Origin of the sequence: Streptococcus sp. 2022WUSS083 (assembly GCF_044427155.1) — a bacterium.
Taxonomy (GTDB): domain Bacteria; phylum Bacillota; class Bacilli; order Lactobacillales; family Streptococcaceae; genus Streptococcus; species Streptococcus hashimotonensis.
The window spans coordinates 408,810-430,226 of sequence record NZ_JAOTGK010000001.1 but is presented as its reverse complement, the minus strand read 5'-3'; the positions used below and the strand labels follow the sequence as shown (position 1 = coordinate 430,226).

At 41.0% G+C, this 21,417-nt stretch carries 19 protein-coding genes and 1 riboswitch; of the genes, 8 read left to right on the top strand and 11 right to left on the bottom strand.

Annotated features, from left to right (window positions below):
• Positions 1-171: 171 nt before the first annotated feature.
• The 3 genes from ODU41_RS01980 to ODU41_RS01970 form a co-directional block, all read right to left on the bottom strand.
• Positions 172-2,859, bottom strand: coding sequence for a cation-translocating P-type ATPase (locus ODU41_RS01980; protein ID WP_398578585.1), 2,688 nt, complete (start codon positions 2,857-2,859; stop codon positions 172-174).
• Between the two features lie 475 nt (positions 2,860-3,334).
• Entirely contained in the window at positions 3,335-3,721 is a 387-nt protein-coding gene (locus ODU41_RS01975) for a DUF1934 domain-containing protein (RefSeq protein ID WP_044679915.1), read from the bottom strand.
• Positions 3,722-3,732: 11 nt separating this feature from the next.
• Complete coding sequence (locus tag ODU41_RS01970; protein WP_014637620.1) at positions 3,733-4,620, bottom strand: sulfite exporter TauE/SafE family protein; 888 nt, start codon at positions 4,618-4,620, stop codon at positions 3,733-3,735.
• 98 nt (positions 4,621-4,718) lie between these two features.
• On the opposite strand from ODU41_RS01970, the gene ODU41_RS01965 reads away from it, so the two are divergent.
• Together ODU41_RS01965 and yidA are read left to right on the top strand one after the other, a co-directional pair.
• On the top strand, positions 4,719-6,032 hold the full coding sequence (locus ODU41_RS01965; protein ID WP_398578584.1) for an HD domain-containing protein: 1,314 nt from the start codon (positions 4,719-4,721) through the stop codon (positions 6,030-6,032).
• Positions 6,022-6,831: a sugar-phosphatase gene (yidA, locus tag ODU41_RS01960; RefSeq protein ID WP_014637618.1), complete on the top strand. Its 810-nt coding sequence runs from the start codon at positions 6,022-6,024 to the stop codon at positions 6,829-6,831. Before ODU41_RS01965 ends, yidA begins: the two co-directional genes overlap by 11 nt.
• A 53-nt stretch (positions 6,832-6,884) precedes the next feature.
• Here the strand turns inward: yidA and tpiA are convergent, their stop codons facing one another.
• The 8 genes from tpiA to ODU41_RS01920 all read right to left on the bottom strand — a co-directional run bounded on the left by tpiA (position 6,885) and on the right by ODU41_RS01920 (position 15,865).
• Positions 6,885-7,637, bottom strand: coding sequence for a triose-phosphate isomerase (tpiA, locus tag ODU41_RS01955; RefSeq protein WP_014637617.1), 753 nt, complete (start codon positions 7,635-7,637; stop codon positions 6,885-6,887).
• A 174-nt stretch (positions 7,638-7,811) separates the two neighbouring features.
• A complete protein-coding gene (tuf, locus tag ODU41_RS01950) occupies positions 7,812-9,008 on the bottom strand; it encodes an elongation factor Tu (protein WP_012775011.1) in 1,197 nt (398 codons plus the stop codon).
• A 355-nt stretch (positions 9,009-9,363) separates the two neighbouring features.
• Positions 9,364-10,335, bottom strand: a complete 972-nt coding sequence (locus ODU41_RS01945) for an anti-sigma factor (RefSeq protein ID WP_161950380.1) — start codon at positions 10,333-10,335, stop codon at positions 9,364-9,366.
• On the bottom strand, positions 10,316-10,819 hold the full coding sequence (locus ODU41_RS01940; RefSeq protein ID WP_105179930.1) for an RNA polymerase sigma factor: 504 nt from the start codon (positions 10,817-10,819) through the stop codon (positions 10,316-10,318). The genes ODU41_RS01945 and ODU41_RS01940 overlap by 20 nt, the downstream gene beginning before the upstream one ends.
• A 112-nt stretch (positions 10,820-10,931) precedes the next feature.
• Entirely contained in the window at positions 10,932-13,628 is a 2,697-nt protein-coding gene (gene ppc / locus ODU41_RS01935; RefSeq protein ID WP_105179929.1) for a phosphoenolpyruvate carboxylase, read from the bottom strand.
• Positions 13,629-13,648: 20 nt separating this feature from the next.
• Positions 13,649-14,863, bottom strand: a complete 1,215-nt coding sequence (gene ftsW, locus ODU41_RS01930; protein WP_105179928.1) for a cell division peptidoglycan polymerase FtsW — start codon at positions 14,861-14,863, stop codon at positions 13,649-13,651.
• A gap of 136 nt (positions 14,864-14,999) precedes the next feature.
• Complete coding sequence (locus ODU41_RS01925) at positions 15,000-15,365, bottom strand: DUF4430 domain-containing protein (protein ID WP_105179927.1); 366 nt, start codon at positions 15,363-15,365, stop codon at positions 15,000-15,002.
• Positions 15,362-15,865 (bottom strand): hypothetical protein, encoded by a 504-nt coding sequence (locus ODU41_RS01920; RefSeq protein ID WP_024401727.1) that lies wholly within the window; start codon positions 15,863-15,865, stop codon positions 15,362-15,364. The genes ODU41_RS01925 and ODU41_RS01920 overlap by 4 nt, the downstream gene beginning before the upstream one ends.
• 111 nt (positions 15,866-15,976) lie before the next feature.
• Between ODU41_RS01920 and ODU41_RS01915 the strand changes: the two genes are divergently transcribed.
• The 6 genes from ODU41_RS01915 to lysS all read left to right on the top strand — a co-directional run bounded on the left by ODU41_RS01915 (position 15,977) and on the right by lysS (position 21,205).
• A complete protein-coding gene (locus ODU41_RS01915; RefSeq protein ID WP_105179926.1) occupies positions 15,977-16,831 on the top strand; it encodes a glycoside hydrolase family 25 protein in 855 nt (284 codons plus the stop codon).
• 23 nt (positions 16,832-16,854) lie between these two features.
• Positions 16,855-16,950, top strand: a riboswitch (TPP riboswitch).
• A gap of 57 nt (positions 16,951-17,007) precedes the next feature.
• Positions 17,008-17,556 carry an energy-coupled thiamine transporter ThiT gene (thiT, locus tag ODU41_RS01910; RefSeq protein WP_002938477.1) on the top strand — a complete coding sequence of 183 codons (549 nt, stop codon included), beginning with the start codon at positions 17,008-17,010 and terminating at the stop codon, positions 17,554-17,556.
• Between the two features lie 102 nt (positions 17,557-17,658).
• Positions 17,659-18,501 carry a DUF368 domain-containing protein gene (locus ODU41_RS01905; protein ID WP_105179925.1) on the top strand — a complete coding sequence of 281 codons (843 nt, stop codon included), beginning with the start codon at positions 17,659-17,661 and terminating at the stop codon, positions 18,499-18,501.
• Entirely contained in the window at positions 18,501-18,983 is a 483-nt protein-coding gene (locus ODU41_RS01900) for an aminoacyl-tRNA deacylase (protein WP_024395661.1), read from the top strand. Before ODU41_RS01905 ends, ODU41_RS01900 begins: the two co-directional genes overlap by 1 nt.
• A 2-nt stretch (positions 18,984-18,985) precedes the next feature.
• Positions 18,986-19,612 carry a histidine phosphatase family protein gene (locus ODU41_RS01895; RefSeq protein ID WP_002938482.1) on the top strand — a complete coding sequence of 209 codons (627 nt, stop codon included), beginning with the start codon at positions 18,986-18,988 and terminating at the stop codon, positions 19,610-19,612.
• 102 nt (positions 19,613-19,714) lie between these two features.
• A complete protein-coding gene (gene lysS / locus ODU41_RS01890; protein ID WP_105179924.1) occupies positions 19,715-21,205 on the top strand; it encodes a lysine--tRNA ligase in 1,491 nt (496 codons plus the stop codon).
• The last annotated feature ends 212 nt before the right edge of the window (positions 21,206-21,417 follow it).

Below are 21,417 nucleotides of genomic sequence, written 5' to 3'. Positions count from 1 at the left end.
GACTAACATCAGTAACTCGTCAACCACAAAGCCCTCACTAAGATTATACACCTAGTGAGGGCTTTATGTTCGTTTTCATTATTCTGTGGGTGAGGGCGGAGCCATCATGGATGTCTTTCCCACTCCCAAGGCGAGTTAACGAAGTAATAAAAGATAAGCTGAATAACTATATTAGATAGCTTTTTCATCCAAGCCCAACTTACGTTGTACAAATTTAACAATTTCTACAACAACAACCATGAGACCTGAACCAATTACCGTTACCATCCATTGAGTTGGTGTCAAGATTGAAACCTTGAAGAAGGTATTGAATCCTGGAATCACAACAGTCGCCATCAAGAGCAAGAAGGCAGCTACGATAGACCAGTTAAAGAGTTTGTTCTTGAATGGACCAACGGTAAAGATAGATTGGTAAACAGACTTAACGTTGAAGGCATGCACCAACTGAATCAATCCAAGAGTAACATATGCCATCGTAAGAGCATCCGCATGAATGGCATGGTTATCTCCAGCATGCTCTGGGTAAAGAAGTGCAAAACCATATACGCCCAAGACAAGTGCTGTTTGAAGGATACCTTGATAGATAATCGAACTCAAGACACCACCTGAGAAGAAGCTTGAGTTACGACCACGAGGTTTGTGCTGCATAACACCTGGTTCAGCAGGTTCAACACCAAGGGCAATCGCTGGAAGTGTATCTGTTACCAAATTGATCCAAAGAAGATGAACTGGCTCCAATACGTCCCAACCAAAGAGGGTAGCAAGGAAGATACACAATACCTCAGCAGTGTTGGCTGACAAGAGATACTGGATGGTTTTTTGGATGTTTGAGAAGACTTTACGTCCTTCTTCAACCGCCACAATGATAGTTGCAAAGTTGTCATCTGCAAGGACCATATCAGAGGCACCTTTCGAAACTTCCGTACCTGTGATACCCATACCGATACCGATGTCGGCTGTCTTAAGTGATGGCGCATCGTTAACACCGTCACCAGTCATGGCAACAACCTTACCATCATTTTGCCAAGCCTTAACGATACGAACCTTATGTTCTGGAGATACACGAGCGTATACTGAGTATTGTTTGAAGACTTTCTGGAACTCTTCATCCGTCAATTCGTTGAGCTCTGCACCTGTAAATACATGGTCTTCTGTATCATTTGGATCGATGATACCAAGACGCTTTGCAATCGCCTCAGCTGTATCTTGGTGGTCACCCGTAATCATGATTGGACGGATGCCCGCTTCCTTAGCGACACGAACAGCTTCTGCCGCTTCAGGACGCTCAGGGTCAATCATACCAACCAAACCTGAGAAGACAAGGTAGTTTTCAACAACGTCAGATTCCAATTCAGGAATAGCATCAACATACTTGTATGCCATCATCAAGACACGAAGTGCTTGCTTAGCCAAGTCCTTGTTAGTTGCAAGAATGGCTTGTTTATCCGCATCGGTAATCGGACGAATTGTCCCATTTTCTTCAATTTGCGTTACACGTTTGAGCAATTGGTCTGGGGCACCTTTGACAGCTACAAAGTAATTCCCTGCAGCTTGTTGGTGAACAGTTGACATCAATTTACGTGTTGAGTCAAATGGCAATTCAGCCACACGAGGCTCCGATACCAAGACTTCACGAACGTCAAAGTTTTGATCCAAACCAAATTGAACAAGTGCCGTTTCCGTTGGGTCACCGATCAATTTACCAGTTGGGTCAACTTTTGTATCGTTGGCAAAGTTCATAACACGAAGCGTTGTATTGCTTGCATCCAAAGCTTCTTTAGCATCCACCAATTGACCATTTGTATAAACTTTTTCAACAGTCATCTGGTTCATAGTCAAAGTACCAGTCTTATCTGAAGCGATGATTTCTGTTGAACCAAGTGTTTCAACAGCAGGCAACTTACGGATGATCGAGTTACGCTTAGCCAAGACCTGTGTACCAAGCGAAAGGACAACCGTTACAATAGCTGGCAAACCTTCTGGAATGGCAGCAACCGCAAGAGCTACAGAAGTCATAAGAGCAGGCAAGATACCTTCACCACGTACGAAGACTGAAACAGCCATCGTTACCGCTGCAATTACAAGAACTGCATAAGTCAAGACTTTTGATAACTGGTGCAAGTTTTGTTTCAAAGGTGTATCTGTTTCATCTGCATTAGCAAGCATGCCAGCGATGTGCCCAACCTCTGTGTACATACCTGTATTTGTAACCACACCAAGACCACGGCCGTAAGTAACGTTAGAGTTTTGGTAGGCCATGTTGACACGGTCACCGATCGGTGCATCTTCAGCCAAAACCGCTGACAAATCTTTATCAACTGGTACAGACTCACCTGTAAGAGCTGCCTCTTCGATTTTGAGGGAGTTAGCTTCCAACAAACGCATATCGGCAGGGACAACATCACCTGCTTCAAGCAAGACGATGTCACCTGGTACCAAGTCTTTAGAATCAACTTCGACTACATGATTGTCACGAAGCGCACGCGCAACTGGGCTTGACATGTTTTTTAGCGCCTCAATGGCTGCCTCAGCTTGACCCTCTTGATAAACACCAAAGGCAGCGTTCAAGATAACCACGGCCAAGATGATAATGGCATCTGTCAAACCGTGTGAACCTTCTGTAATCACCGTCAAGATTGCTGCTGCAATCAAAATGATAATCATCAAGTCTTTGAACTGATCCAAGAATTTAGCTAAGAGTGTGCGTTTTTCACCCTCATCCAATTCGTTACGACCGTAGTCTGCTAGACGTTTGCTTGCCTCATCACTAGACAAACCGTCCAAAGAAGACCCCATGCTTGACAATACTTGCTCTTCGCTCTGTGTATAAAACAAATCGCGTTTTTGTTCTTTTGACAATTTCCTTCTCCTTCTCGGTCCCTTTTTTACCTAACAAATAAAAAAGAGACCTGTTTAATGAGAACCTCTCTTCACAGCTCAGCACTTCTATCTAGGGCTAGTTTTCTGTCACTCATCTTTATACTCTTCGAAAATCAAACTCAGGCGTTGTTGACTTGAATTGATGAACTTTAGTTCAATCTGCATCGGCGTCGCCTAGCCTAACTTTGATTTTCATTGAGTATTAGTTTTTTTTGAAATACAGTCAGTATTCCTTCAAAAAACTGCCTTGATAGACAAAAAACTATCTCTTATCTAAAAATACCTTACTTGCGAAGACAGGTTCTAAAACAAGTCTCGCTATTTAATATATTGCCGGAAACAAGTCGGATTGACGACAATATCACGGAATTTTCCGCTAGCTACTCCCTCGATTTGTTAACTATTATATCAAAAATCCCGAGAAATTCAAGAATATTTTTCTGGAAATAAGAGATTATTTCCACGAGATTTCCAAATTATAGGAAGCAAAAAGCTGCTGGTTCTCCAATCCCTTTAATTCATATTGCAACTGGACACTTTGATCCGAACGGTTTAATTGGTAACGTTTTGTATCGGTCACAAAATGCTGGATTCCTAACGGTGTAGGAATGGTCACAATAGCTTCTTTACCAGAAATGAATCGCATAATAGACTTCGGAGTGGAAAAGCGTGTCATCACTAACTCTTCTTCATCACATTTTATGACAACTTTTTCAGCTTCATCGTTACTATAAATGAGATAGATATTCCCATCTTTTTCCTTAACTTCCACTTGAAATTGCTGATCCACTACCTCAATCTGCCCGTCCAGATCAATTTCATTTCGCAAATGAATATCCATAGTTCCTCCTACTATTTTTTAATCCTAGTAACAAAGGATGAACGAAGCAGAGTAAAACCTGTATACGCTGCAATAAAGACAACTAAAATTTTCAAATTATTAATATCCAAATTCGATAGGAAGAAAGCAGCTGTCAAAACACCTAGCACCCCACCGACAATGATTCCTGGAACTCCTGGCCAGTTTACTCGTCCTGATTGGATAAACTGCTTGGCACCAGCTGTCATAATCATAGCAGCATTCAACATCATAACTGGAAGAGCAACCGCTGGACTAATTCCCATCAATGAGAAGAAAATTAACTCAGGAGCATAGTTACCCAGTCCCATACTCATCAGCATTCCCACCATAAAATCAAAGGCAATACCAACAGCCAGTTTCCAACCAGTTAAGCCCTTTACTTCATTGGTAAGATCTGCGCCAGGGTTAGTAATCATGCGATAGACCATGAAACAGGCTGCAATAATTAGTAAAATCCCAAGAATTCGTTGAACTTTCTTTGTATCCCATTTTTGAGTTACCTTGGCACCAACAAAGGCACCCGTAAATGCCGCTGCTGCCATAGCAATCAGAGTGACCATATCAACCTCAACTATCGTAATAAACAATAGCGCCTCTACTAAGACTGGTATGATGTGCGCCGTTGTCATGGTCGCTGGAATTTTACGATCGTCTTCCACCAACTTTGTCAGTTTAAACATAGTGGTTGTCGTTGCAAAGGTTCCAATCCCCAAGGTGTCTAGCAAATCAGTAACATAACCGATACCAAACCCTGTCCAAAATTTCTCTTTTAGAGAAATATCGTGCTTTTTAGCATAGGATAGAATTGTGTAAAGCATCCAAAGAATCAGGGCTACAATAAAGACCTGAATAGTTAATAAGATAATTTGATTATTCATTTCTCCATTATACCAAAAGATTCCATTGGGTACATAGCAATATCCTTGTGTTTTTAAAAAATCAGGAATTTATCTCCCTTTTTTGTTATAATGAAACTATGATAGAAAAAGTATTTCGCGATCCAGTTCATAACTATGTACATGTTGATCATGAGCTGATTTATAAACTTATCAATACAAAAGAATTTCAGCGACTACGCCGCATCAAGCAACTAGGGACTACTTCCTACACCTTCCATGGTGGTGAGCATAGCCGCTTTTCGCACTGCCTTGGCGCCTACGAAATCGCCAGACGGATTACTCAAAAATTTGAAGACAAGTATCCACAAATCTGGGATAAAAATGAGTCCCTACTGACCATGGTTGCTGCGCTACTCCATGATGTCGGACACGGAGCCTATTCTCATACCTTCGAGCGTCTATTTGATACAGACCACGAGGAAATGACCTGTGCTATTATTACTAGTCCAGAAACGGAAATCAATGCTCTGTTGAAACAAGTTTCACCTGACTTTCCAGACAAGGTTGCTAGTGTTATCAAACACACCTATCCAAATAAACAGGTCGTTCAACTCATTTCCAGCCAGATTGATGTTGACCGGATGGATTATCTATTACGAGATTCCTACTTCACAGGTGCGAACTATGGTGAATTTGACCTAACTAGGATATTACGTGTCATTCGCCCGACAGAAAATGGAATTGCCTTCAAAGAATCTGGTATGCATGCAGTAGAAGACTACGTTCTCAGCCGCTACCAGATGTACATGCAAGTCTATTTTCATCCAGCAAGCCGCTCTATGGAAGTCCTATTGCAGAATTTACTCAATCGTGCCAAACTACTATATACTGGTGAACAGGAGTTTTTTGCACGAACTTCACCTCGGCTATTACCTTTTTTTGAGCATCGTATCCGTCTAACCGACTACCTCAGTCTTGATGATGGAGTTATGAATACTTACTTTCAATCATGGATAGATGGACCAGATCGTATATTATCTGACTTAGCCCAGCGCTATATCAATAGGAAAGTGCTCAAATCCATCACTTTCAAGGCCGAAGAAGAGGAAGCTTTGGACCGCCTGCGTAGCCTGGTCGCAGATGTCGGGTTTGACCCAGAATACTATACTGCTATTCACCACAACTTTGATTTGCCGTATGACATTTACCGACCGAATGCAGAAAAGAAACGGACTCAAATTGAGATTTATCGCAAAGATGAAACCTTGGTAGAACTATCCTCTCTATCACCAATTGTCCATTCCTTATCAGGCACAATCCATGGCGATAGCCGCTTCTATTTCCCAAAAGAAATGTTAGAAGAAACAGGAATTTTCGCACCTCAAATAGCTGATTTTAACAGCCACATACATAACGATCATTTTATAATTGGAGAATCAAATGAGAATTAAACTTGTCGCCATCGATATTGATGGTACACTACTAAATAGTCAACACCAAATTACAGCTGAAGTACACTCAGCAATCCAAGAAGCAAAAAAAGCAGGCGTTAAAATTGTTATTGCTACTGGTCGCCCCATTTCCGGTGTTCAAGCAATTTTAGAAGAACTCAATCTTACAGAAGCAGGTGACTACGTCATCACTTTTAACGGTGGCTTAGTCCAAGATGCAGCAACTGGTGAGGATATTGTCAAAGATACCTTGACTTATGAGGATTATCTCGACATCGAATCTGCTGCCCGTAAACTCAAGCTCCCAATGCATGCCAGCACCAAGGATGGTATCTATACTGCCAACCGTAACATCGGTAAATACACCATTTACGAATCCACACTAGTAAGTGCACCCATTTTCTATCGCACTCCTGAAGAAATGGCTGACAAGGAAATCATCAAAACAATGATGGTTGATGAGCCAGAAATTCTTGATGCTGCTATTCCACTTCTACCGACCAGCTTGACTGAGAAGTACAACGTAGCAAAATCAGCACCATTTTATTTGGAAATCACCCCTAAAACTGTTAACAAGGGACAAGCTATCATTCATCTAGCTGAGAAGCTTGGACTAACTATGGATCAAACCATGGCCATCGGTGACCAAGAAAATGACCGTCCAATGTTGGAAGTTGTTGGTAATCCTGTTGTCATGGAAAACGGAAATCCTGAATTGAAGAAAATCGCCAAATACATTACGAAGTCAAATGATGAGAGCGGTGTAGCCCACGCTCTTAGAGAATGGGTACTGAAATAGCCTCTTAAAATATCAAAAAAAGCATCGGATTCAAAATCCGATGCTTTTTGTTATTAGAAGTTCAACAAAGCCAAGAAGCTTTCTGCTTCAAGTGATGCACCACCAACAAGCGCACCGTCAACGTCTGGACATGCCATGTATTCAGCAACGTTTGATGGGTTTACAGAACCACCATATTGAACGCGAACTTTGTCTGCAACTTCTTGACCGAAATCAGCAGCAACAACGTCACGAACAGCTTTACACATGTTTTGTGCATCATCTTTAGTAGCTGATTTACCTGTACCGATTGCCCAGATTGGCTCGTAAGCAATAACAAGTGATGCTACTTGTTCAGTAGTCAAGTCTTTCAAAGCTGCAGAAACTTGAGCACCTACGAATTCAACTGCTTTACCAGCTTCGTAAGTTTCAAGTGACTCACCACAACAGATGATTGGAGTCAAACCGTTACGGAAGATTGCATGAGCTTTTTTATTAATATCTTCATCAGTTTCGTGGAAGTAATCACGACGCTCTGAGTGACCGATAACAACATAGTTAACACCCATTTCAGCCAATACTTTTGGAGATGTTTCACCAGTGAAGGCACCAGCATCTTCAAAGTAGCAGTTTTGAGCAGCAACTTTCAATTCAGAATCTTTAGCGAACCACAAGAGAGCGTTCAAATCTACAGCTGGAGCTGCGATAGCTGCTTCAATTTTGTCGCCTGCAGGCAATTTTCCTGCAATAGCCTCAACGAATGCTTGTGCTTCTTGAGGATTTTTGTTCATTTTCCAGTTACCGGCAATGATTGGTTTACGTGACATTTCACTTACCTCTTCTATATTTATTGTACAAGGTACATTATAGCATAAACTTAACTAAGATTAAAGAATTTCTGTGCATTTTATGAATACTTACAGAAAAACTCTCTACCCGAAAGTAGAGAGTTACAATTAAGTTGTCTGACTATAATTGTTATTTCTGGGAACTCAATCGAATTAAGCTTCGATTTCTGTAACCATACCTGAACCAACAGTACGTCCACCTTCACGGATAGAGAAAGTAGTACCTTGTTCAACGGCGATTGGGTGGATCAATTCAACGTCGATAGTAACGTTATCACCAGGCATTACCATTTCAGTACCTTCTGGCAATTTGATTGAACCAGTTACGTCAGTTGTACGGAAGTAGAACTGTGGACGGTAGTTGTCGAAGAATGGAGTGTGACGTCCACCTTCTTCTTTAGTAAGGATGTAAACTTCACCTTTGAATTTAGTGTGTGGGTTGATAGAACCTGGTTTAGAGATAACTTGACCACGTTCGATTTCATCACGTTGTACACCACGAAGAAGCACACCAACGTTATCGCCGGCAAGACCTTCGTCAAGTTGTTTACGGAACATTTCAACACCAGTAACAACTGCTTTAGATTTTTCTTCTTGAAGACCAACGATTTCGATTTCGTCGTTGACACGAACAGTACCACGGTCGATACGTCCTGAAGCTACAGTACCACGACCAGTGATTGAGAATACGTCCTCGACTGGAAGCAACAATGGTTTGTCAGTGTCGCGTTCTGGTTCTGGAATGTACTCATCAACAGTGTTCATCAATTCCATAACGATGTCTTCGTACTTAGAGTCACCTTCAAGAGCTTTAAGAGCTGAACCTTGGATAACTGGAAGATCATCACCTGGGAAATCGTATTCTGAAAGAAGGTCACGGATTTCCATTTCAACCAACTCAAGCAATTCTTCATCGTCAACCAAGTCAACTTTGTTCATGAAGACGATAAGGTGTTTAACACCAACCTGACGTGAAAGAAGGATGTGCTCACGAGTTTGTGGCATTGGACCGTCAGTTGAAGCTACTACAAGGATCGCACCGTCCATCTGAGCAGCACCAGTGATCATGTTTTTAACGTAGTCCGCGTGTCCTGGAGCGTCGATGTGAGCATAGTGACGTTTTTCAGTTTCGTACTCAACGTGTGCAGTGTTGATAGTGATACCGCGCTCGCGCTCTTCTGGAGCAGCATCGATAGACGCATAGTCTTTAGGTTGGTTAACTGATGAAGGCAAGCGACGTGCCAATACAGTTGTGATAGCTGCTGTCAAAGTAGTTTTACCGTGGTCAACGTGTCCAATTGTACCAATGTTAACGTGTGGTTTACTACGATCGTATTTTTCTTTTGCCATTTTGGTAAAAGCCTCCAATAAAATATATTTTATAGATAGACAGTAGGCAATACAGTCTAACTTTACCTTACTATTCTATCAAATTGTAGCAGAATTGCAAGCATTTTCTATCGTTTTTTATTTTATCCATTTTCTGCAAGGGCTATTAGCTTCGCTTATAACTTTTTTTATCATCCCATTTTAACCTATTACTCAACTAAAAACACCTCACTTCCATAGGAATATTGATGTTACCATAGCTACAAGGTGCCACAAATACGAGACTACTGCGACAGACCTTTCTCCATTCAGTCATCCTACGACTCCCTGACAAGCCTCTTGCTATAGGTATCGAAAATATATTGACTATTTTCACTTAATGATGCAGTTGATAATAAGACTGAATAGGAATGGACGCGCCAATACTAGAAGAATAAATCCAGTCCTTGCCTTCCAACTGAGCAAAGTCTTCTGCTTTTCCTGTTAGGATAATGCCTGCGAATTCTAGCTTATCAATCTCTTCTTGTTTGGTAAAGTCAGTGCCACCAAACTTATCGACAAAGGCCTGCAAGTCATCCACAGGTATGTCCAGATACTGCGCTCGTTTCTGATCTCCCGATTCTAAGAACTCTTTCATAAAGTCCATACCTGTCATATAGTCTCCAGGCATATCCGAAAAGACTAGTTGAATATCCTCTGGATCTAACCCCAAAAGCTGCTCTGGACGATAGTAATGGGTATTCTGCTTCCCTTCTGTCCCTATCCAATACCAATTTTGCTTGAGATTGCTGGGAATCATTTGCTTGATTTCTGCCAAACTGTACTTCTTATCAAAGGAAATAGCCACTTCTACTAACTGCCCACTCATGTCTTTAAGATAATGCAATTCATTGGCAATGTCTTGAACACTCCAAACGGACTTTTTTCTATTGTAAAAAACAGGTACCTTGGTATTGGTTGTGAAATCATATAGATATTTGAAGGTATTGCCGGGTATATGCTGGGCAAAATCATAGTGACTATCAAACAGGTCATAGTAAATTTCGTGCTGACCAAAAGCCATAGGAACACCAGCTAGATCCTTATATAAATTGCAGTAAAGTTTCCCAGAAACATAACTCGTGCTTTGGATTTTAATACCGTCATGTTTTATATTTGGATAAGAGATTTCCATTAAAATAATTTGTTTCCAATTCTCACTACCTTCTCGTGCACCGACAATGATTTTTACTGTTTGAACGCCAATAAGCATTAAGATGAAGCCGATGAGCGATGATAGCCCTATTGTCTTCCATAAATTCTTCCGCTTACTCTTTTTTGTCACTTCTTCAAAAGTCCTCATAGTCATATCCTCTCTCTTCTAGTGCTTTCCTCAACTGTTTGCGTCCTCGGTAAAGGATAATTTTCACCCAACTTTGACCAGTCCCTAAGATATGGGCAACTTCTTTGACACTCATATCTTGAAAATAATAGAGGTCAATCACTTGCTGGTATTTTTCTGGCAGGTCTGCAACTGCTTGATAGAGTTCCTCATAACCTTCTTGGTCATAGACCAAAAGGTCTTCTCTTCTAAAAAACTCCTTTTGTAAAATTTCATGGTAGCGCTTGTCTCGCCTGTATTTGTCAATGTAAGCCCGAACTGCAGAACGGTAAAGCCAAGCTCTTAGTTTTTCGAAAGGAAGGACAATATCAGATTCAAGCAATTTGACTAGAACATCTTGGGCAATATCCTGACTGTCAGTTGGGCCGGCTCCTGATTTTTGCAAATAGTAGGAAATCTCCTCTGCAATACCAATAATTTCTTTTTCATATTGATCTAGTTTGATACTTATCCCCTCCTTTCACTGATAAAACGAATAAGGGATGATTTGGTTACGTTTTCTTATAATTATTATATATTTTTAGAATAGAAAAAAACAACCTCCGAAGAAGTTGTTTTATGCCTTAACCTGAGTTGCGCAAACCTGTCGCCACACCATTGATGGTAATATGAATGAGATTCTCTTGTTCTTTGCTCAATTCTCCACGACGAAGACGATGAATTAATTCAATTTGAATATAGTTGAGCACATTGAAATAAGGCATGCGATAATCAAGACTAGCTTTTAGAAACGGTAGTTCTGCTAAAAGCTCATCATTTTGCTCGATTGATAAAATGATTTCTTTGGTCAACTGCCATTCATCTAAAATGACATGGAAGATATTTCGTACCTCTTCGCTTTCACACATTTTAGCATATTCAAATGCGATATTCATATTGGATTTAGACAATACCATATCCACGTTTGATAGAAGTGAACGGAAGAATGGCCAAGATTCGTACATTTTTTGTAACTTAGACAAATTATCAGGGTGCTTATCAATAAAGCGTTTGAAACTTGAACCAACTCCATACCACCCTGGCAACATAACACGGTTTTGTGACCAGGAGAATACCCATGGAATCGCACGCAAACCACCGATTTCTGTGATGGTTTTTCGAGCCGCGGGACGTGAGCCAATGTTCAGACTTGATACTTCACGAATTGGACTAGCGGCAAAGAAATAATCATAAAAATGTGGATCGTTGAATACAAGATCTCTATAAATACGATAGCTATCTGATACAATTTCATCCATGGTTTCGCGATAGCCATCGATTTCATTTGGATCGGTAATCATTTGTGTGACCATACGGTCAAGCGTTGCAGATACCAGCATTTCTAAATTATAGTAGGCTGCGTCTTTGTTACCGTATTTATTGCCTATCACTTCGCCTTGTTCTGTCAAACGAAGCCGGTCCTTGATGGAACCAAATGGCTGAGATGTAATCGCATCGTAGGAAGGACCTCCACCACGACCAACAGTACCTCCACGACCGTGGAAGAAGGTGATGTTTACTCCGTAGTCTTGACCAATTTGCGTCAATTCATTCTGTGCTTTGTAGAGTGTCCAGCCGGAGGATAGGTAGCCACCATCCTTGTTGGAATCTGAGTAGCCTAGCATGATTTCTTGGTAGTATTTATTGCCTGCAATCCAACGTTTCGCTAAATCTAATTGCAGATATTGACGCATGGTATCAGGTGCATTATCTAAGTCCTCGATTGTCTCAAAAAGTGGAACAATCTGAACACGGGCCTTATCGACATCTACTAGACCAACTTCTTTTAATAGGACAGCTAATTCCAGCAAATCAGAAACACTCTCCGAGTGTGAAATAATATGTTGCTTGATGATTTCTTCACCTAGCTTATCTTTCAATTCACGCGCAGCAGCAAAGATAGCCAATTCTTTTTCTAATTGTTCTGACTTTGGCATGTGCGTTGCAGAAAGAATGCGTGGATCAGTTTCCAACTGTTTCAAAAGAACATGGCATTTAGCTTCTTCAGATAAACTGGAGTAGTCTTCTACGATACGGGCAGAAGCCAATAGTTCCGCAACACTCGCTTCATGAATAGAAGAGTCTTGGCGCATATCGATACTAGCTAGGTAGAAACCAAACGCTTCAACCGCTTCAAGTAATTCTGTAAAATCACCTTTCAATAGCGCCATAGATTTATTTTCAATCAAAGATTGCTTGATGGCTAATAAATCAGCTTTAAACTCGGCTACATTACTATAGCGAACATCTGACGGCTTATTGTGAACTAGATAATCTCTTGTATTTGCAAGTTTCATCTGAATATAGTGAAAAGCACGACGATAAGGCTCGTTTTCACGGTAGACAGAACTATCTTCAGATAAATCCGCCAGCATCTTAACCGCTGTAGATACATTCACAATGGAAGTTGAAAGCGAAAAATTCCGATAAAGTTTATAGAGTTGCTCATCGTAATAATTCATAATGACTTCACACTGAGTCAAGGCTGACAGCTTCAAGGTCTCCGCAGTAACAAATGGATTTCCATCACGGTCTCCCCCGATCCACATCCCCATTGTAATTGGACGAGGGTTATTTAAGGCGATTCCTTTCTCAGCAGCCAAACGTTTGTATTCCCGCTGCAACTTAGTGACAGCCTTAATAAAGGAAGAATTGTAATACTCCATAACGTTTGTGATTTCATTGGTTACCTTCAACTTCTTCTCACGAATCATATCCGTCTGCATGATAATTTCAATGTAACAACGGAGCTCATCTTCCCATTTGTTTTTATTGAGCAAGCCCAATTTTACATCGCGATAACGACGAAGCAACTCATGAATATGCTTGGTTAAATCAAGCATAGACTGGCGTTGAACCTGAGTAGGATGGGCTGTCAAGACTGGAACAACATTCAACTTTTCAAGGATTTCAGCTGCATTTTCTTGTTTGGAAACCATATCAATTGTTGTTGAAATCTTGCCAAGATAGTCTTGATCAATATTGTTTTGATGGTTGATTTCATAGGCCAAGTCAACATCTTCTGATATATTAATCAAAAGTGGCAGAACAGCAAAGTATCTAGAAATAACTGCTAGTTCATCATTATTTAACTGACTGATAATAGCAATCAATGCCTGATAATCATCCTGACGAGACAATTGAGATAATTCTACAATTTTAGCAAAAGTCTCTGCAGGCATCATTTGAGCTGCTACTTCTTCCAAAATAGATGTTAGAATCGTTACTTCTTCACGGATTGCTTCCTTGTTGTTATAGTTTTCTAATTTTTGAATAGCCATCTCCTACCTCTTTCCTATCTCTAAATTAGCGTACGCTCTATTTCTTCTTCAATTAATCGACGTTTTTCACTAGCATCAATATTCAGAACAAACCCTATCCCGATGGAAATAATCAAAAGACTCGACCCCCCCTGTGACAAGAAGGGGAAAGTTACCCCCGTTGCAGGAATAATTCCTGAAATTCCTCCGATATTGACAAATGTTTGAATCAGAAGCATACCTGCCATTCCAAGTGCCATCATCGCATTAAATGGACTACGAGCACGGACGCCTACAATAATAATTCGAATAATCAAAAAGAACAATAAGGCTAGAATTAAACTAGCTCCGACAAAACCGAGTTCTTCAATGACAATCGAAAACGCAAAGTCGGTGTGGGCCTCTGGTAGATACCCCTTTTTCTCAATCGAATTTCCCAAGCCACGTCCAAGCCATCCACCGTTACTCATCGCATAGTAAGAATGAGTCAATTGAAGACCTGAGTTGGTGGCATTACCAAATGGATCAAAATAGGCAGCAAAACGACGAGCAATATAACCAAAGAGCGGAATTTTTTCCACCGTTTCTACACCCAAAATACGAATCGTTCCTAGAATAACTGTTGAGGCGGCTACAATTCCCAAAACCGCTGTTGAAAACCAGCGATAGGCAATCCCACTCACACTAATCATCACGACCATAATCAGCACAATAATCGTCGCATTTCCCAAGTCTGGCAGTGTCGCAACTAAACCAAGGAGGAGCAGACTGACCACCCGCCAATCTGTAAACTCTTTCGGAATCCAACTTCCTTTAATCAACGATACATAATCATAAGTCCGAATATCCGCCTGTTGTTTTGCAAACTCATGTGCCAGATACCAAATGATAATTAATTTCAAATATTCCGCCGGCTGCAAGGTTCCTGCAATCGGCAGAGGAATCCAGCCATGAGCCCCGTTAATCGGAGGAAACAACCGAGAAATAGCTAACAGAAATACTTCTACCAAAATAACCGAATAGATAACAGCTTTCTTGCGTAAAAAACTTAATTTCATACGATAAATCGTATAGATTGCTACCAAGCTGACAATCCAGAATCCTGCCTGGTTAATCACTGTTCTAAATGGATTTCCACCATTAATAATTTGCGTAGCACTGGTTGTCGAATAGACCATGACCAACCCAATCACCGATAAGATGAGATAGGGAAGCAGTATGGAGTAATTCAACAACTGGCGTTTGTCAATCTTCATTGCTTATCCAACCTTCTTCGAGTATAGCTCTTATTATAGCATACTTTGTATAAAAATACTTATCACTTTCTAAGTTGCTCTGCAAACATTCGGAACTAACTTTTGTCAACAAGAAAAAGGCCGAAGCCTTTCATATCTATTCAAATGTTTCAAGATAAAATTCAATTTCATCCCCATTCGCAACTGTAAGGTCTTTCGCCCCTTTATCAGCCATTTGGCCATTAACTTTATACATCCAGTATGTATTGGTGCTCGCATCTTGGCTAACACCATCAATTTCTGTTATCAAACCATTGTCTTCTACAATGTCATGATGTTCTTTAAGTACATCCATGACACTATCACCTTCTTCCGCAGTGACTTCCTGACGATTCGCTTTGTCCTTGGTTGTAATCTGCAAAGTGACTTCGATAGCCGAGTTGTTCTGTTTCTCAGTAGTGTTTGTACAAGCAGCCAAGAAGAGCGAGAAGACAACCATCAACATAATACTAATTTTTTTCATTTATAAAATCTCCTAAAAATATAATCAATAATTGGATAAAACAAAACTGTTGAAGCAGCGTGTAAACTATCAAAGACTAAACCATTAAGCCAGAAGACGATAGGAGAAGTCCCAAACTGTGTAGCAGATAAAAAACTTATCGTTAGCCCATACAAAAAGACAAGAATCCCCGCCAGAAGACTCTGTAGCCACAAGGGAATGTTCTCTTTTTTGATAAAAGGACCGATTGCCAACCACCATATAAATTGGATAAAAGCAAAACTAAGAACTTGCCACAAAACAACTGTGCCAAATCCAAATAGCAAGCCACTCCCTACCATTACTAGTATCATCAATATCCAGCTCTCCAGCAAACTGAAATAGGACAGAACAATGAGAAAAATAGCCGTGAGAGGCTTTATATTGGGAAATGGCCCGAAAACCACCCTTAAAACAATCGTCAAAGAGGACAGAACAACTAGCTGACTAACACGTCTTACTTTTTCACTTTTGTCATGCATACCAATTTAGCCTACCCTATTCCCTTTATTATGTCAAGTTCAGATACTCTTTACTATTTCTTGAATCGTATTTTTTTGATTTTTTCATGATTTTACGGTAGAATTGAGGAGATGAGAAAGAAACTAAATCCGATGATTGTTGTTGGTTTTTTCCTATCCTTCTTTGCTCTTATTTTCATCACTGGGGTGACTGGAAATACTGTAAATAAGACGGAGGTAGCTAACGAACCCGCAGTCACACAATCAAACACCAGTACAAGTTCTAAAACAACAAATTCTAGCTCAAGTTATTACATTGCAAATGCGCTCGAAATGAAACCTATCGTCGACGTTTCTGCTTGGCAGAGACCGTCTGAAATTGACTACGATACCCTTAGCAAAAACATTTCTGGCGCAATCGTTCGTATTCAAAGTGGATCACACACTAAAAACGAAAATACTGCGACTGATAAAAATGGGTTAGATAAATCCTTTGATACCCACATTAAAGAATTCCAAGCAAGAAATATACCTGTTGCTGTCTATGTCTATGTCACAGGAAATAGCATTGAGAACATGCAGGAGGAAGCTCGAAGCTTTTATAAGGCCGCAAATAAGTACAAGCCAACCTTCTATTGGTTAGACGTTGAAGAATATACCATGGATGATATGAATGCTGGAGTGGAGGCTTTTCGAAAAGAGTTAGAAACTCTCGGCGCTAAAAACATTGGAATTTACGTCGGAACCTATTTCATGGAAGACCACAGCATCAATGTGGATAAATTTGACGCCATTTGGATTCCTACATACGGTGATGATTCCGGCTACTACAATGCCGCTCCAAATACTGACTTGGACTACGATCTTCACCAATATACCTCACGTGGTTATGTAAACGGCTTTGAGCACCACCTAGACCTCAACATTATTACTACCCTGAAGGATCCTAATGAAGTTTATCAGAAACTATTTACAACACCCGAATAAAATGATACAATCTCACTAATTACATTTACACAAAGGAGTGCTTCGGCTGAGATCGCAACTGCGAAATCCTCGAACCTGATCTAGTTAACACTAGCGTAGGAATTGTGTGCTTATAGAACGATACTGTACTCTGCTATAAACACTCCTTTGTTGACCATCTACAAAGGAGTGTTTTTATGTCCACATCAAAATTACCCATCCTAGCTGAAGTCGCTATCTTTTCTGCCATTGCCCTCGTCTTTGACAAAATCCCGCTCTTTACAATGCCCCAAGGTGGATCCGTGTCTTTAGTCATGCTTCCAATCCTACTGCTTGCTCTGCGCCACGGACTAGGGGTAGGAGTTCTTACTGGTGGTATTGTAGGAACCATTCAACTTTTCTACGGTGGCTACTTCCTAAACGTTTTTCAAGTTTTTCTTGACTACGCACTTTCTTACGCCGGAATTGGTTTAGCAGGTTTAGTGGCACCCACCCTATCCAAACAAAAAGATCTTAAAAATGCTACTCTCATCATTACTCTGGCTAGTTTTCTAGGAGGAAGCATCCGATTGTTAGCCACCTTCTTATCAGGAATTATTTTCTACGCAGACTACGCTCCAGATGGTATGCCTGTCTGGTTCTATTCCTTTACCTACAATATCAGCTATATTCTTCCTTCCACTGCAATTGCCTCTATTCTGCTCATTTTACTCTATAGAGCAAGACCAGGTTTTTACAATCTTTAACCAAAACTGCCTGCTGGATTTTATCTAACAGGCAGTCTTTTTAATTATTTTTACTTGCTTTATGCTATAATAGGAACGTTATAATACATTTTGGAGGAAATTATGGCTTCTTGGATTTCAAGAATTATTAAAGGTATGATTATCGCACTCGGCTTTATCTTACCTGGTGTCTCTGGGGGGGTACTCGCTGCTATCCTCGGAATCTATGAGCGACTAATTGGATTTTTAGCAAATATTCGAAAAGATTTCAAGGAAAACTTTCTTTATTTTGTTCCTGTAGGAATTGGTGGAATTTTGGGAATCGCACTTTTCTCTTTCCCTGTAGAATTTTTATTGCAACATTTCCAAGTCCCAGTTTTGTGGGCATTTGCGGGAGCAATCGTGGGAACTATTCCTAGCCTACTTAAAGAATCAACTCAAAAGAGCAAACGAGATAGCATTGATTTGGCTTGGTTGATTGGGACATTCATCATTTCTGGCCTCCTACTTTACAATTTGAGCGATCTTGTCGGGACACTTCCAGCTAGTTTTGCTAGTTTTGTATTGGCAGGTGTCTTGATTGCTTTAGGGGTACTTGTTCCTGGACTCAGCCCTTCAAACTTACTATTGATTTTGGGTATCTACACGCCAATGCTAAATGGTTTCAAATCACTTGATCTATTCGGTACCTTCCTACCAATCGCAATCGGTGGCGTTCTTGCAATGGTTGCATTTTCAAAAGCAATGGACCACGCTCTGAAAGTATACCATTCACGTGTTTATCACTTTATTATTGGTATCGTCTCATCTTCTACTCTCCTAATTTTGATACCACAAGCAAGTAATAAAGAGTCAATTTCCTATGCTGGAGCGAACTTTGTTACATGGATTGCTGCTATTGTCCTATTTATACTAGGAGCATGGTTAGGGCTTTGGATGAGTAAACTTGAGGAAAAATATAAATAATGGCAAAAAAGGTTAAAATAAAGAAAACCTTGGTGGACCAAATATTGGACAAGGCTAAGATCAATCATGATAGCCTTGTTTTAAATGCCTTCGAAGGTCAACTTCCACCAGGAATTGAAGAACACGAAATTTACAAAACACTGGCATTAACTGGAGATAAAACTGGACCAATTATCGGCATTGTCCCAATCACAGAACACCTGTCTGAGAAAAAATTAGCCAAGATCTCTGGCAATAAAAAAGTGAGTATGATTCCGCAAAAGGACTTGGAAATGACAACTGGCTACGTCCACGGTGCCAACAATCCTGTGGGCATTCGTCAGAAGCATAATTTCCCAATCTACATTGATCAATCTGCCCTTGAACTCGGTCACTTAATTGTTTCTGCTGGAGAAATTGGTCGGTCGATTCGAATTGACAGTCAGGTATTAGCTGATTTTGTAAAAGCTGACTTTGCCGATTTGATTGAGGGGAGGGACTAGACTTGAAAATCTACTTTGTCCGTCACGGTAAGACCGAATGGAATTTGGAAGGACGCTTTCAAGGCTATTCTGGTGATTCAGCTCTTTTGCCTGAATCTTATCAGGATTTAGAAAAGCTAGGCAAATACCTTGCTGAAATCCCCTTTGATGCTATTTATTCTAGTGATTTGCAGCGCGCACATAGCACTGCCGTAGAAATTGCAAAAGCCAATCACCATTGCCAAACCGTTCTAACCACGCAACAACTACGTGAATGGAATTTTGGAACGCTAGAAGGAAGCAAGATGGCAATTTTTCGTGCCATCTACCCCAAACAAGCCTGGGCACTCAAACATAATCTAGCACTTTTTAACAATGACTTATTTGAAGCTGAGAGCGTTCGCCAGGTAACTCAACGAATGGTGGACTTTGTCCAATCGCTGAAAGGGCAAGACATGGAAACAGTCCTCATCGTCAGCCATGGTGCCTTTCTAACCGCTTCTATCCATCGCCTGCTTGGTTTTCCACCAGCCCAACTGCGTCACCGAGGTGGTTTGGATAATGCATCGGTTACTATTTTAGAAACAAGCGATTTCGAAAACTTTACAGAATTAGCTTGGAATGATACCAGCTATAAAGCAAAACAGTAGAATTTTCTGCTGTTTTTTCCTATCCTATTAGCAATTTATACTGATTTTTTCTCTCTTCTATGATAAAATAGAAATAACAGACTTTGGAGGAATAAAATTTTTATGTCAACTGAACATTTTGAAGAATTAAATGACCAACAGATTGTCCGTCGTGAGAAAATGACGGCTCTTGCCGAACAGGGCATTGACCCATTTGGAAAACGTTTTGAGCGTTCTGCCAACTCAGCTGAATTGAAGGCCCAGTACGAAGACAAATCAAAAGAAGACTTGGAAGAATTAGGGCAAACAGCTATCATTGCAGGCCGTATTATGACCAAGCGTGGTAAGGGTAAGGCAGGTTTTGCTCACATTCAAGACCGCGAAGGCCAGATTCAGATCTACGTTCGTAAGGATGATGTTGGCGAAGAAAATTATGAAATCTTCAAAAAAGCAGACCTTGGTGACTTTATCGGTGTCGAGGGAGATGTCTTCAAGACAAACGTTGGTGAGTTGTCTATCCATGCTCGCAAGTTGACTCACCTTTCTAAAGCGCTCCGCCCATTGCCAGAAAAATTCCACGGTTTGACAGACATCGAGACCCGCTACCGCAAACGTTATTTGGACTTGATTACTAACCGCGAGAGCTTTGACCGCTTTGTGACCCGCTCAAAAATTATCTCAGAAATCCGCCGTTACCTTGACGGACTTGGTTTCTTGGAAGTAGAAACACCTGTCCTTCACAACGAAGCTGGTGGTGCTGCAGCTCGTCCATTCATTACCCACCACAATGCCCAAAACATTGACATGGTCCTTCGTATCGCGACAGAACTCCACCTCAAACGCCTGATTGTCGGCGGTATGGAACGCGTTTATGAAATCGGCCGTATCTTCCGTAACGAAGGTATGGATGCGACCCACAACCCTGAGTTCACTTCCATCGAGGTTTACCAAGCTTATGCAGACTACCAAGACATCATGGACTTGACAGAAGGCATTATCCAGCACACTGCCAAGGCTGTTGTCGGCGATGGTCCTGTGACTTATCAGGGTACTGAAATTGCTATCCATGAGCCATTCAAGCGTGTCCACATGGTTGACGCTATTAAGGAACAAACTGGCGTGGACTTCTGGCAAGAGATGAGCTTCGAGGAAGCAAAAGCCCTTGCAACTGAACACAAGGTCCCTGTGGAAAAACACCATACAGAAGTTGGTCAAATCATCAACAGCTTCTTTGAAGAATACGTTGAAGCAACTCTTATCCAACCAACCTTCGTCTATGGTCACCCAGTAGCCGTATCTCCACTGGCTAAGAAAAACGATGAAGACCCACGCTTCACAGACCGCTTCGAGCTCTTCATCATGACCAAGGAATACGGAAACGCCTTTACAGAATTGAACGACCCAATCGACCAATTGGAACGCTTTGAAGCCCAAGCCAAGGCTAAAGAACTCGGTGACGACGAAGCGACAGGCGTTGACTACGACTACATCGAAGCCCTCGAATACGGTATGCCACCAACAGGTGGACTTGGAATCGGTATTGACCGCCTCTGCATGCTCTTGACAGATACCACTACTATTCGGGATGTACTCCTATTTCCGACTATGAAGTAAGCAAGAGTAGCTTGCTAGGATTGTTTTCACTAGAATGTACCAATCGCTCTCCAGTTTCTTGGCGATTGGCTGAAAATGTCTCCCAGACCTTTTCACTCCCGACGATGAAATAAAAATTACAAACTGTTTAACACCGTTACGTAAAACACTCTTGGAAATTCCAAGAGTGTTTTTGCATGCAAAAAATCCCAACCACATGGTCAGGATTTTCA